The following is a 12,787-nucleotide window of genomic DNA, read 5'->3' on the forward strand; positions in this document are numbered from 1 at the left end:
GCGTCAGTACTTCGCGACCTGCCCCTCCTTGGGCGCGCGGTACATCTTCCAGACGAGCTTGGGGATGCCGCGCAGCGGCAGCGGGGCCGGCCAGTCCCGGGTCCGCATGAGGGCCTCGGTCCCGCCGTCGACGGTGACGATGCTGCCGGCCATGAAGTCGGCGGCGGGCGACAACATGGTCATCACCCATGCGGCGAGCTGTTCGGGGGTCCCGAACTCGCGCACCGGAACCGGGAACGACGTGACCGCCTTGGCCTGCGGGCTGTTCAGCTGCGCCTCGAGCAGAGGCGTCATCACCGGGCCGGGCGCGATGACGTTGATCCGGATGCCCTGCCCCGCCCATTCGGGCTTGGTGCCCTGCCAGCGGCACCACTGGGTGACCGCGATCTTCGACGCCGCGTAGGCGACGGGCGCGGTGACGCCACGACGACGCAGGATCTGCTTGGTGGCGCGCGCGGTGTCGCCGTTGATCAGGCGTCGCACCGCACCGCGCGGGACCATCGGCGTGACGGTCGTCGAATTGGAGCCGAACACGACGACTTTCGCCTTGTCCGCGGCGGCGAGGGCCGGACGCCAGGCGGTGAGGAGTTCGGTGACCCCGAGGACGTTGACCTCGGTGATCATCCGCTCGCGACCCTTGCTCGGCCCCATGCCGGCGGCGAGAACCGCGCCGTCGAGCCTGCCGCCCGCCTTCGCCAGCACCTCTGCCGCGGCCTTCTTGCGTCCGTCGCCCGTGGAGAGATCGGCGACCACGTCGGCGTCCCTCAGGTCGACGCCGATGACCGTGTGCCCCGCGTCCCGCAGGGATGCGGCCACGGCCGCCCCCATTCCCGACGCCGATCCGGTCACCGCGTATGTGCCGCCCCCAGTGGTCATCCCAGTCCTCTCTTGAATCTCTCTTCGGTGTTCTCGTCACGCTCGCCGGCGCCGTGCCGGGTCTGCGTCCGTTCATAGGCGTCGTTGAACGCCCGCAATTCGTGCAGCAGCGCCTCGGGGCTGCCGGGTGCGAGGTCGGCGAACACCTGCTCGAGCCGCTCGGCCCGCAGCAGGCCGTCGCGCCGGAAGGCCTCGATCCCCTTCTCGGTGGGACGGATCAGCTTGGACAGCGATCCCTCGACCTCGAACCGTTCCAGGTAGCCGTGTTTGATCGCCGCGTTGACCTGCCGGTTGACGGTGGACTGCTCGAGCTCGAGCTCCGCGGTGAGTTCGCGCAGGGTGCGCGGCCGTCCGTCCGACAGGATCCACAGGATCGCGAACGCGGACTTCTCCAGCCCCACCGACGGATGGACCAGCCCCTTGCGCCGGGACATGCGCAGCAACTCGGCCGCCAGGTCTCGGTGCACCGGCGACTGCCACGGTGCGTGGTCCTCGGACATTGTCTCCTCCATCACATTCGACCAGGACAATCTACTGTCAGGTTTGTCTGTGTACGTTACATATGTATGCTGCATACCTCGAAGGAGGCCTCAGATTCGTATGAGCCATGGACACGGTTCGACGCCGGAAGCGTCACTCGACCAACCCGACGCCGCCCCGAAGGTCCCCGCCGGAGCCGTTCTCAGCGTCGTGACACTGTGCTTCGGCGGTCTCGTCGCAGCGCTGATGCAGACGCTGATCATCCCGATCCAGCCCGATCTCCCCCGCCTTCTCGGCACGTCGATCGGCAACGCCTCGTGGATCATCACCGCCACCCTGCTCGCCGCCGCCGTCGCCATGCCGATCGCCGGCCGCCTCGGCGACATGTTCGGCAAGCAGCGCGTCCTGCTGGGCAGCGCGGTCATGCTGACCCTCGGCTCGCTGCTGTGCGCGCTGGGCGACACGCTCGTCCCGCTGATCATCGGTCGCGCCGTCCAGGGCCTCGCGATGGGCTTCATCCCCGTCGGCATGAGCCTCATCCGCGAGATCACGCCGCCCAACATCACCTCGATGGCGGTGGCTGCGATGTCGGCGACCCTCGGCGTGGGTGGCGCGATCGGCCTGCCGCTGTCGGCGTGGATCGTCCAGACCTGGGACTGGCACGCGCTGTTCTGGGTGGCCACCGGTCTCGGCATCTTCATCGTCGCCGCCGTGGGCCTGGTCCTCCCGCGGATCAACACCGCTGCCGGCGGCCGTCTCGACGTCCCCGGCGCCATCCTGTTGGCCATCGGCCTCTCGGCCTTCCTCATCGCGGTGTCCAAGGCCAACGACTGGGGCTGGACCTCCGGCACCACACTCGGCCTCGGCGCCGCCGGCCTGGCGGTGCTGGTCGTCTTCGGATTCTTCGAGCTGCGCCAGAACGATCCGCTCGTGGACCTGCGCACCACCGCACGCCCCGCCGTCCTGCTGACCAACATCGCCGCCGCGGCCATCGGCTTCGGCATGATGGCGCAGTCGATCATCCTGCCGATGCTCCTGCGCATGCCCGAGGCCACGGGTTACGGTCTCGGCCAGACGATCCTGGCGGCCGGCCTGTGGCTGGCGCCCGGCGGCCTCATGATGATGTTCTTCGCCCCGCTCTCGGGTCTGCTGATCAACAAGATCGGCGCCAAGTTCACCCTCGCCATCGGCGCGACGATCCTCGGCCTGGGCTACCTGTTCGCCTTCTTCCTCATGGACGCGGCCTGGAAGTTGATGCTGGCCTCCATCATCTGCGCGATCGGCGTCGGCATCGGATACGCCGCCATGCCCACCCTCATCATGGGTTCGGTGCCGGTCACCGAGGCCGGAGCGGCCGTCGGCCTCAACGGCCTGATGCGTTCGCTCGGCACCACGATCGCCTCGGCGGTGATGGCCGCGATCCTGGCCAGCTCCACCATCTCGCTGGGCGGCGCGCAGATCCCCGACGAGTCGACGTTCACCTGGTGCTTCGTTGTCGCGGCGGCCGCCGCCTTCGTCGGTGTGGCGATCACGCTGCTGATCCCCACCAAGGGCGCGGTGTCCGACCTCGTCGACGAGCCGGTCGAGGCGCGCCGGCACTGACCCCTACCGATGCGCAATGGCCCGGCGGTCTCCCGACTGCCGGGCCATTTGCCTTGTCCCTGCCGACGTTTCGCGCGCGACCCTCACTGGTTGTTGCGCCGCAGCGTCACCCGATATGTGTAGTGCTCGGGCAGGAAGTGGCTGACCGCGAGCTCGACGGCGCGCCCCTGCGAGTCCGAGTAGAGCCGGTCGACGCGCAGCACCGCATGCCCGACCTCGCAGCCGAGCCGGCCGGCGGTCTCGGCGTCGGCGGTCGTGGCGGTGATGGACTGCGCGCACTCGTCGATCGGATGTTGCAGATGTGGTTCGATGAGGCCGATCATCGTGAGGTCGCTCGTGGCCCCCTGCCGCACCTGGGGCGAGTCGAGCACCAGGCGCGCCACGGACTCCGGCCAGAAGACCGTGGTCACCACGAACGGCACCTGGTCGTGGAAACGCTGGAAGACGATCCGGTAGACGACGTCGGTGTCGAGGCGCAGGCGGCCCGCGGCCGCGAGATCGACACGGCGCGAAGGTGCTTCGAGGACTTTCATCTCGGTGTCGGCCGAGAGGTTCATCAGGTCCTCGATCGAGCCGAGCTGACGAAGGTACTGTCCGACGTTCTCGGTGGCGAAGGTCCCCCGCCCGGGGACGCGGTACACCGACCCCTCGGTGACGAGTTCGAGGAACGCGCGCCGGACCGTCTGCCGGCTCAGCCCGTAGTCGCGGGAGAGCTCGGACTCGGTCGGCAGCCGGACCCCGCCGCGGTAGCGGCCGGCGGCGATGTGCGAGCGCAGTTCGGCGGCCAGCACCTTGTACGCCGGCTCGGACTGCCCACCCTCACTCATCACCGGTGCTCCCGCATCGTTTCGCGCCGCGTCCTCAGATGCCGCCGCGCGCAACCAGTTGCGACGCGATGACGTTGCGCTGGATCTCGTTGGTGCCCTCGCCGACGATCATCAACGGGGCGTCGCGGAAGTACCGCTCGACGTCGAACTCGGTGGAATACCCGTAGCCGCCGTGGATTCGCACCGCGTTCAGAGCGATCTCCATGGCGACCTCGGAGGCGTACAGCTTGGCCATGCCCGCCTCCATGTCGCACCGCTCGCCGCGGTCGTACTGCTCGGCCGCATACCAGGTGAGCTGCCGGGCCGCGGTGAGCTTGGTGGCCATGTCCGCCAGATAGTTGCCGATCGACTGATGCTTCCAGATCGGCTGCCCGAAGGACTCGCGTTGCTGGGCGTAGGCCAGCGAATCCTCGAGTGCCGCAGTCGCGACACCGAGTGCACGGCAGGCGACCTGGATACGGCCGGTCTCCAGGCCCTTCATCATCTGCCCGAATCCCTTGCCCGGGACGCCACCGAGGATCGCGGTCTTGGGCACCCGGTAGCCGTCGAAGGACAGCTCGCAGCTCTCGATGCCCTTGTACCCGAGTTTCGGCAGGTCGCGCGACACCGTCAGGCCCGGTCCGTGTTCGGCCAGAACGATCGAGATGCCCTTGTGGCGGGGCTGCGCGTTCGGGTCGGTCTTGCACAGCAACGCGATCAGCCCGGAGCGCCGGGCGTTGCTGATCCACATCTTGGCGCCGTTGACGACCAGGTCGTCGCCGTCCTCCCTGGCGATCGTCGTCATCGCCTGCAGGTCCGAGCCCCCGCCGGGTTCGGTGAGGGCCATCGTCGCGCGCAGCTCGCCGGTGGCCATCCGTGGCAGGTAGGCCTGCTTCTGCTCCTCGGTGCCGAACAGGGTGAGCAACTTGGCGACGACGGTGTGGCCGCCCATCGCACCGGCCAGGCTCATCCAGCCGCGTGCGAGCTCCTGCGTGACCTGCGCATAACAGGGCATCGAGACCGGCGAGCCGCCGTACTCCTCCGGCACCGCCAGCCCGTAGATCCCGATCTGCTTCATCTGCTCGATCCACTTCTCGGGATAGGTGTTGGCGTGTTCCACCTCCTGCACCGTCGGCTTGACCTCTCGATCGATGAACGACCGGACGGTCTCGACGAGGAAGGCTTCTTCGGCTGACAGCGTGCTCATGGACTGGTCCCAAGGTGTCGGAGACGGAGGATTTGTACGGCCATTTTTCGGACGGCCCGCATCGATGTCAACCCTTCACAAGCCTTATTGGGTTCTGATAGAACCGGAACGGCCTCACTTTGGCCGCACATTTGTCCGACTCGGGAACCGGGTCGTTACGACACTGGGAGCAATGGTGCAGAGACGACGAGGCGTACTGGTGGCGCCTGCCTCCGACGACCGCAAGGCCCGCAAGGCACTGGCATCCGACGCCGACGAGGTGGTCCTCGACCTCGAGGACGCGGTGACGCCGGAGAACAAGGATTCCGCCCGTGCGGCAGCGGGCGAGCTCGTCGCCGAGCACGGTGCCGGCCGCGCGGTCTCCCTGCGCATCAACGCGATCGGCACCCCCTGGGCGGCAGCCGATCTCGCGGCCTGCGCACAGATGCCCGGGCTGACGTCGGTGGTGCTCCCCAAGGCCGACAGCCCGACCGACCTCCAGGAGGCCGACCGGCGCCTCGGCGGGTCCGCGGTGCGGCTGCAGGCACTGCTCGAGACGCCCCGCGGGATTCGCGACGCCGCCGAGATCTGCGCTGCGACAGACCGGCTCGACGCCGTCCTGATCGGCTATGCCGACCTCGGCGCAGCCCTCGGCCGCACGCCGGGACTGCCGATGCAGACCTGGCACGTGATCCAGGATCAGGTCCTGCTCGCCGCCCGGGCCGCCGGCGTCGACGTGATCGACGGGCCGCACCTGACCATCGCCGACGACGAGGCCTTCCGCGCCGCCAAGCGCTGGGTGCGCGACCTGGGCTTCGACGGGACATGGGTCATCCACCCGGCCCAATTGGCCACGGCCATCGAGATATTCACCCCGGACGCGGCCGCCATCGAGGACGCCCGACGTGTGCTCGAGACCCTCCATGCGGCGGCCTCGGCAGGCGCCGGCGCCGCCGAGCTCGACGGGCGGATGCTCGACGAGGCGCTTGCCGTCGCGGCCAGGAAGACCCTCGCGAAGGCCGGACTCGATGGGTGAGGCGATCGAGGTCGGCGGGCCGTACTTCGACGAGCTGACGCACGGCCAGGTCTTCGACGACGCGCCGTCGCTCACGCTGACGGCAGGCCTGGCCGCAACCCACCAGGCGATCCTCGGCGACCGGCTGCGACTGTCGCTCGACGCCCACCTGTCCGGACGCGTACTGGGCGACGGCGTGCTCGCCCACCCCGGCCTGGTCACCGATGTCGCCATCGGCCAGTCGACGCTGGCGACCCACCACGTGAAGGCGAACCTCTTCTACCGCGGCCTGCGGTTCATCGGCCACCCCAGGATCGGCGACACCTTGACCACGGTGACCGAGGTCGTCGGCCTGCGGGAGAACAAGCCCAGGCCGGGACGCGCGCCCACCGGGCTCGCCGCACTGCACATGGTCACCACCGATCAGGACGGCGACACCGTCCTCGACTTCTACCGGTGCGCGATGCTCCCCTTGAGCCCCGGCGCCGATCCGGGCCGCACGATTCACGCCGACGACCTGAGCACGATCGGTCCCGCCGGCGACACCGCACCCGCGCTGCCCGACTGGGATCTCGCGGCCTTCCGCGAATCGGTACGCGGACGGCATTTCTCGACCGATCTGGAGGGCACGGTGTTCCGCTCCAGCGCGGATGTCGTGTCGAGCGCCCCGGAACTCGCACGGTTGTCGCTGAACATCGCCGCGACCCATCACGACGAGCGCGTGGCCGGCAAGGCCGCCGGCGGACGCCTCGTCTACGGCGGGCACACGATCGGACTCGCGCTGTCACAGGCGAACCGGGCGCTGCCGAACATCGTGACCGTGCTCGGCTGGGACTCCTGTGACCACACCGGGCCGGTCCGCGAGGGCGACACCCTCAGCTCGGAGATCACGGTGGTGTCCGCCACCCCGCTGCCCTCCGGCGGCGGGGTCCTGAAACTCCGGTCGAAGGTCGTCGCACACGGCGACGGCGAGGATCGCGATGTCCTCGACTGGCGCTACGACGTCCTGATGGCCTGACACCGAGAACCGCGACACCCGAGAGGTCTTTCCATGAGCACCAACCCGCGTCCACTCGACGGACTCCGCATCGTCGAGGTGTCGAGCTTCGTGGCATCGCCCCTGTGCGGCCTCACCCTGTCCCAGCTCGGGGCCGAGGTGATCAGGGTCGATCCGATCGGCGGCGCCGCCGACACCAACCGCTGGCCGGTGACCGCCGACGGGAGGTCGATCTACTGGACCGGGCTCAATCGCGGCAAGAAATCGGTGACCGCGGACTTCCGTGCGCCCGAGGGCCAGAAGCTGATCCAGGACCTCGTCACCGAGAGCGGTCCCGGCGGCGGCATCCTCGTCACCAACGCCGGCGGGCGTAAGTGGATGAGCCACGCGACCCTCTCGGCGAAACGTCCCGACGTCATCACACTGGCACTGCTCGGGCGTGCCGACGGAACCCCGGGCGTCGACTACACGGTCAACGCCGCACTCGGTTTCCCGGCGATCACCGGACCCACCGACTACGCGGGCGTGGTGAACCACGTCCTGCCGGCGTGGGACGTGGCCTGCGGCCTGTACGCGGCGTTGGCCGTCACCGCCGCGGTCCGCCGACGCGACCGGACCGGCCAGGGCGCCCAGATCACGCTGCCGCTCGAGGACACCGCGCTGGCCATCGCCGGGACCCTCGGCTACCTCACCGAACCGCAGCTGGGCAACGGCACCCGTCCCGCCACCGGAAACGACGTGTACGGAACCTACGGAACCGATTTCGTCACCGCGGACGGCGGACGGTTCATGATCGTGGCCCTGACCCCTCGGCACTGGCGCGACCTGGTCGCCATGACCGGGACAGGCGATGCGGTGGCGGCCGTGGAGAAGGCACTCGGCGCCGACTTCACGAAGGAAGCCGACCGGTACACGCACCGCGGCGTCGTCACCCCGCTGTTCGCGGCATGGTTCGCCCGGCACACCACCGCCGAGGTCGAGGAGGCGCTGTCCGCGCGATCGGTGCTGTCCGCGCGGTACCGGACCTTCGACGAGGTCGTCGAATCCGGAGCGCTGGAACGCAATCCGCTGTTCACCGAGCTCGACCAGCCCGGCATCGGCCGGTACCTCGCCGCCGGACTGCCGGCGGCGTTCGACGGCGAGCACTACTTCACCGGACCCGCCCCGGAACTGGGATCGTCGACGGGGTTCTAGCTTCTGCTCACCTGTGGGCCAGGTGATCCGGTCGTGGCGGCGTCCCTCCGAACGGCGCTTGCAGCGCATTGGATTTCGCGTTGAACACGACGAAGAGGTTGCTCCGCGGGTACGGCGTGATGTTGCCGCCCGAGGCGTGCAGGCAATTGGAGTCGAAGTACAGCGCCGACCCGGCCGGACCGGTGATGGTGTCGATCCCGAGCTCGTCGGCGAGCGCCCGCACGTCCTCCTCCTCGGGAGTCCCGAACGGCGGCCGGTAGGACGTCAGCGACTCGCGATGGTAGTCGTCCGGCGTCTCTCCGACGCAGCTCACGAAGCGCCGGTGCGAACCCGGGATGATCATCAACGGACCGTTGGTCGAGAGGTTCGGCGTGAGCGCCAGTGACACGCTGAGCGCACGCGGCGCCGGCATGCCGTCCTCGGCATGCCAGGTCTCGAAGTCGGAGTGCCAGTAGAAGGGTCCGCCCGCGAACCCCGGCTTCAGGTTGACCCGGCTCTGGTGGATGGTGACCTCGTCGTCCAGGATCTGTTCTGCGACACCGCGTATGGACTCGCGGTTCACGATCTCGGCGATCGCTTCACTGAGCCGGTGCACCGCGAAGAGCGATCGCACGTCACCGCTGGAGGGCTCGCGGATCACCCTGTCGTCGTCTCCCAGGCGTTCGGTGATCGCCGTGACCTCTCCGAGGCAGGTCTCGATGTCCTCGGGGGACAGCACCTTCGGCTCGGTGTGGTAGCCGCGTTCGGCGTACCGGCGGAGCTCGGGCGGCGACAGCGGCCCCGGGTTCTTCATGCTGCCCCACACGGTGTTGTGCGGCCGCGGCTCGATCTGGCCGCGATGCGGCAGTCGTGTTCGGTAGACGTCGACGCCCGCGGCGACTCCGGTCTCGCGGACATCGGAACGGGTGTCGATGATCTCGGTGTTCTGGCTTGCTGTTTGAGTTACCACGATCTTGCGATCCTTTCCCTCATCCGGCAGGCCGCTTGTGCGAATAGGTGATTACGAAGCGGCAGGCAAATGATTGTGTTGTGCACAAGCGTCGGCACAACCCTCTGTCACGCCGACGCGCGAGATGCGGCCACGCTCGGCGCGTCGGGTGACGCGCCGCGAAGGTCCGCCTGAGTGCACCCTGCCAGCCGCGGACGGTCCCGCGCAACCATGCAGGTGAGAGCCGCTCTTTGGGGGCGTCAGATCCTCTGCAGCACGACGGTCGCGATCGACGACGCCCGTCCCGGAGAGTTCGACGAGACCACCCGGACCACTGACAGCGAGCGACCACGATGGACGATCTCGGACGTGAAAGTCGTTGTTTCGGAAGCGATGCAGGGTCTGACGTACACGATGTCGACACTCGCCGTCCGGAACCTGCCACCCGCCTCGATCGCCGTCATCGCGGCGAGTTCGGAGGAGCAGACGAGGATTCCGCCGTGAACGCTGCCCATCCCGTTGGCGGACAACGGCGTCGGGGCCATCGTCAGCCGATCGGGCGTCGAGGTGCGCAGACCCAGTTGCTCGCGCACCGGGCTCTCGGGGGCGGACAGCAATTCTGGTGTGGCGTGGTCACCCGGCGTGCCGGGCGCCGAGACGAGGTGTGACCGCTGGATCATCGTCGCGATCGTGGCGCCCGACGCATCGGTGGCGACGCCCCTGCTCATGGCGCCGCCGTCGTAGCGGACTACCAGCTCTCCCGAGAGATCGAGGGGAGATCCGTCCAGCGCCGGATCGGCGATGAAATCCATCCGGATGCCCAGCGACACCGGCCACTGCCCGTGCGGGCTCCCGGAGTCGACGAGGTAGCCGGTCACGTCGTCGAGGGCGACGCCGAGCGCCCCGCGGGCGATGCCGGCGTCGGGATCGGCGAGCCACGGACCGGTCTGCATCCGGCCCGTGCCCCGCTCGGCGGTGATCTCCATGCCGCGTATCCGCAGCATGACCTCCGGGCCGCCGATGTAGAACGCAGAAGTCGTGGGCATGAGGCGAACCTAGCGTGTCGCGTCTAGGCGTGGTGGCGCGATCGTGCGTATTCCAGGATCACCTCGACCGCACGAGCGGCGCTCTGGCACGCGCCCTCCATCGTGGTGGTCCAGTCGGTCCGGGTCCAGTCGCCGGCGAGAGCCAGGCCCTCGACCGCGGTCCGCTGGTCGGGGCGGATGCCGGCCGTCCCCGGCCGCTGCGCGAAGGTCGATTTCGGCATCCGGACCACGTGGCTGTGGACGACCTGCGCGCCGGCGGCCTGCGGGTAGTACCTGCGTAGCATGTCCATCTGGATGTCGGTGATCTCGGCATTGGTCTTGCCGATGAGGTCGTAGGCGGCCGAGACGGTCGTCGAGTAGAACCAGTTGTCCTTCGGATCGCGACCGTGCATTCGCTGGCGATCCCACACCTGCTCGAGGACGCCCTCCCCGCCGTAGAGGATCTCGCCCCAGTCCTCCATCCCGATCGAGCGGTCGAGGTACAGGTTCACGCTCACGATCGGCACCGGGGTGAGGGTGTCGGCGGCCTCGTAGATCCTCTCGTGTCCGGGGACCTGATCGAGCATGCCCTTGACGTTCCAGACCGGGACGGCGCAGATCACCGCGTCGGCCTCGACCTTGGCCCCGTCGGACAGCGTGACACCGGTGACCTTGCCGTCGGCGACGTCGATCGACGACACGACGGCGCGATGCCGGACGTCGACGCCCGCGTCGGCGAACCTCTTCTCCGCCCCCGCGATGAACAGCGTGTCGAGGTCGACCGTCGGGAACCCGATGGACACCGGCGTGCGCGAGGCGAGCGCCCGGCGCGCCCCGGTGACCAGGAGATCGGCCGGGACCTTCGCCGACGAGATCTCGGTCTTGTCGCCGGTGAGTCCGATGACGATGCCGTCCCACAACGCTTTTCGCGCCGATTGTGGCATCCCGATACGGCGGAACCACTCGTCGGCGGTGACCTTGTCCAGCCACTCCGGCTGACGGAACGCCTGCCGGATCAACGTCGCCTGGGCACGGGCGGTCCGCAGCCTGTCCAGACCCGTGACGCCGGGAAGGTCACCGAGTGCGGCACGGAGGCCGGTCAGTCCGCCGAACGCCGATCTGCGGGTGCCCCCACCCGGCATGCGGAACGTCATGTGCCCGGGGAACTCGACGTGCTCACGCGTGCCGACGCTCTCCAGGTAGCGCATGAGATCGGTGTAACCGCTGGCGAAGACGTGTTGGCCGTTGTCGGGGATGTCGTCGACCGCGGCGAGCGGCATCGAGATGGTGCGACCGCCCAGCGAGCCGCGACGTTCGAGCAGGGTGACGCGTTGCCCCGCCTCGGAAAGCCAAACCGCTGACGCCAATCCGGCGAGTCCCCCACCCACGACCACGCAGTGCATGCGCCTCAGAGTAGCGGCCGATCACGCTCGAATGAGACGGTTCGAGAAATCGGTCTCACTCTTCTGGACCCGCCGGAGTCATCGTGACGTCCCTCGCGGCACCGAACGCCGCGATCGCCCCGAAGACGAGCGGGAGCGCGTGAACACGGTCTCCCCCTCGCGCTGCTCGCGGGCGGTGGTACCGGTGCGGTCGGCGGCGGTCCAGTCCTCGGGCGGGTCCACGCCGTCCTCGACGGGATCGCGGTCCAGGTGATCGGCGTCGACGTCTTCGGCGCCCACCGTCACCGTCAGGTCGGGGTTCACCCATTCGGTGGCCGCCGCTGCCTCTGACGCCTGGTCGTCTGCGCTCATGCCGACAGGTGTACCCGCAGGTCACAGCTCGAGACACCGGCGCAGGCATCCATGCTGGCGAAGGGCCGCTGCACGAAGACCCATACCGGGATTGGGTCCGATCGGCCGGTTCTCTCTGCTAACGGTTGTTCGGTACTATGCAGTCTCCGCCCGAGACCGCGGCTGAATTAGTGCTATCCGTGTGCCGATCCTGCCCGATAGGCGTGCTTCCTCGAGTCCAAGGGATAACCGTGCCAGAGACCGACGACCGCACCGCAGACATCTCCCGCATCCGTCACGTGGGAAGCTTCCGCTTCTGGTTCGACAGCGAGAAGTGGGAGTGGTCCGACGAGGTAGCGGTGATGCACGGGTACGAACCCGGCGAGGTCACCCCGACGACCGAGCTGCTGGCCAGCCACAAGCATCCCGACGACCGGCACGCCTTCGACGAGATGGTGGTGGAGATGATCCGGCGCCGCACGCCCTTCTCCAGCAAGCACCGGATCCTGGACACCTCCGGTCAGGTCCACCACGTCGCCGTCGTCTCCCAGCAGATGCTCGACGAGTCGGGCTCGCCCGTCGGCGCGGAGGGTTTCTACCTCGACCTCACCGGCTACGACGAGGAGGCGGTCAAGGACCAGGTCGACGAGCATGTGGCGCGCTTCCGGGAGAACCAGGGCGTGATCGAGCAGGCCAAGGGCATGATCTCCATGGCCTACGGCGTCAGTCCCGAGCGCGCTTTCGAGGTCATGCGCTGGCGCTCCCAGACCGCGAACGTGAAGGTCAACGAGCTCGCCAAGAACATCGTCTCGCGCGTACACAAGTACGTGGTGCTCCCCGACCCCGCGCGTCGCTCGTTCGACCATCTCCTGCTCAACGCCCACGAACCCGAGAACTGAACCGGGGTTCCGTCACACCTGCACCCGCAACGGGTTTCACCGCTTC

General features: G+C 68.6%; 13 protein-coding genes. 5 read left to right on the top strand and 8 right to left on the bottom strand.

Annotated elements, in window-relative coordinates; genetic code table 11:
• Positions 1-3 precede the first annotated feature (3 nt).
• Both E1P53_RS09660 and E1P53_RS09665 read right to left on the bottom strand, forming a co-directional pair.
• Positions 4-876 carry an SDR family oxidoreductase gene (locus E1P53_RS09660; protein ID WP_109238531.1) on the bottom strand — a complete coding sequence of 291 codons (873 nt, stop codon included), beginning with the start codon at positions 874-876 and terminating at the stop codon, positions 4-6.
• Entirely contained in the window at positions 873-1,376 is a 504-nt protein-coding gene (locus E1P53_RS09665) for a MarR family winged helix-turn-helix transcriptional regulator (protein ID WP_131734161.1), read from the bottom strand. Before E1P53_RS09665 ends, E1P53_RS09660 begins: the two co-directional genes overlap by 4 nt.
• Before the next feature lie 100 nt (positions 1,377-1,476).
• Here E1P53_RS09665 and E1P53_RS09670 point away from each other — a divergent pair, with 100 nt between their 5' ends.
• Positions 1,477-2,958: an MFS transporter gene (locus E1P53_RS09670; RefSeq protein ID WP_006900338.1), complete on the top strand. Its 1,482-nt coding sequence runs from the start codon at positions 1,477-1,479 to the stop codon at positions 2,956-2,958.
• 83 nt (positions 2,959-3,041) lie between these two features.
• Here E1P53_RS09670 and E1P53_RS09675 read toward each other — a convergent pair whose 3' ends face one another.
• Together E1P53_RS09675 and E1P53_RS09680 are read right to left on the bottom strand one after the other, a co-directional pair.
• A complete protein-coding gene (locus E1P53_RS09675; RefSeq protein WP_131734162.1) occupies positions 3,042-3,785 on the bottom strand; it encodes a GntR family transcriptional regulator in 744 nt (247 codons plus the stop codon).
• Between the two features lie 34 nt (positions 3,786-3,819).
• A complete protein-coding gene (locus tag E1P53_RS09680; protein ID WP_131734163.1) occupies positions 3,820-4,971 on the bottom strand; it encodes an acyl-CoA dehydrogenase family protein in 1,152 nt (383 codons plus the stop codon).
• Positions 4,972-5,170: 199 nt separating this feature from the next.
• Here E1P53_RS09680 and E1P53_RS09685 point away from each other — a divergent pair, with 199 nt between their 5' ends.
• The 3 genes from E1P53_RS09685 to E1P53_RS09695 are packed head-to-tail and all read left to right on the top strand — an operon-like array spanning position 5,171 to position 8,156.
• Complete coding sequence (locus tag E1P53_RS09685; RefSeq protein ID WP_006900335.1) at positions 5,171-5,986, top strand: HpcH/HpaI aldolase/citrate lyase family protein; 816 nt, start codon at positions 5,171-5,173, stop codon at positions 5,984-5,986.
• Positions 5,979-6,983, top strand: a complete 1,005-nt coding sequence (locus tag E1P53_RS09690) for a MaoC family dehydratase (protein ID WP_131734164.1) — start codon at positions 5,979-5,981, stop codon at positions 6,981-6,983. The genes E1P53_RS09685 and E1P53_RS09690 overlap by 8 nt, the downstream gene beginning before the upstream one ends.
• 33 nt (positions 6,984-7,016) lie before the next feature.
• A complete protein-coding gene (locus E1P53_RS09695) occupies positions 7,017-8,156 on the top strand; it encodes a CoA transferase (protein WP_131734165.1) in 1,140 nt (379 codons plus the stop codon).
• A 7-nt stretch (positions 8,157-8,163) separates the two neighbouring features.
• Here E1P53_RS09695 and E1P53_RS09700 read toward each other — a convergent pair whose 3' ends face one another.
• The 4 genes from E1P53_RS09700 to E1P53_RS09715 form a co-directional block, all read right to left on the bottom strand.
• On the bottom strand, positions 8,164-9,105 hold the full coding sequence (locus E1P53_RS09700; RefSeq protein WP_006900332.1) for a phytanoyl-CoA dioxygenase family protein: 942 nt from the start codon (positions 9,103-9,105) through the stop codon (positions 8,164-8,166).
• A 239-nt stretch (positions 9,106-9,344) separates the two neighbouring features.
• Complete coding sequence (locus E1P53_RS09705) at positions 9,345-10,130, bottom strand: PaaI family thioesterase (RefSeq protein ID WP_131734166.1); 786 nt, start codon at positions 10,128-10,130, stop codon at positions 9,345-9,347.
• 23 nt (positions 10,131-10,153) lie between these two features.
• Positions 10,154-11,512, bottom strand: coding sequence for a hydroxysqualene dehydroxylase (locus E1P53_RS09710; protein ID WP_131734167.1), 1,359 nt, complete (start codon positions 11,510-11,512; stop codon positions 10,154-10,156).
• 78 nt (positions 11,513-11,590) lie between these two features.
• Entirely contained in the window at positions 11,591-11,863 is a 273-nt protein-coding gene (locus tag E1P53_RS09715) for a hypothetical protein (RefSeq protein ID WP_006900329.1), read from the bottom strand.
• A 230-nt stretch (positions 11,864-12,093) separates the two neighbouring features.
• On the opposite strand from E1P53_RS09715, the gene E1P53_RS09720 reads away from it, so the two are divergent.
• The gene (locus tag E1P53_RS09720; RefSeq protein WP_131734168.1) at positions 12,094-12,741 is read left to right on the top strand and encodes a PAS and ANTAR domain-containing protein; all 648 of its coding nucleotides are present in this window, start codon (positions 12,094-12,096) and stop codon (positions 12,739-12,741) included.
• The last annotated feature ends 46 nt before the right edge of the window (positions 12,742-12,787 follow it).

Source organism: Gordonia paraffinivorans, from assembly GCF_900683595.1.
Classification (GTDB): domain Bacteria; phylum Actinomycetota; class Actinomycetes; order Mycobacteriales; family Mycobacteriaceae; genus Gordonia; species Gordonia paraffinivorans.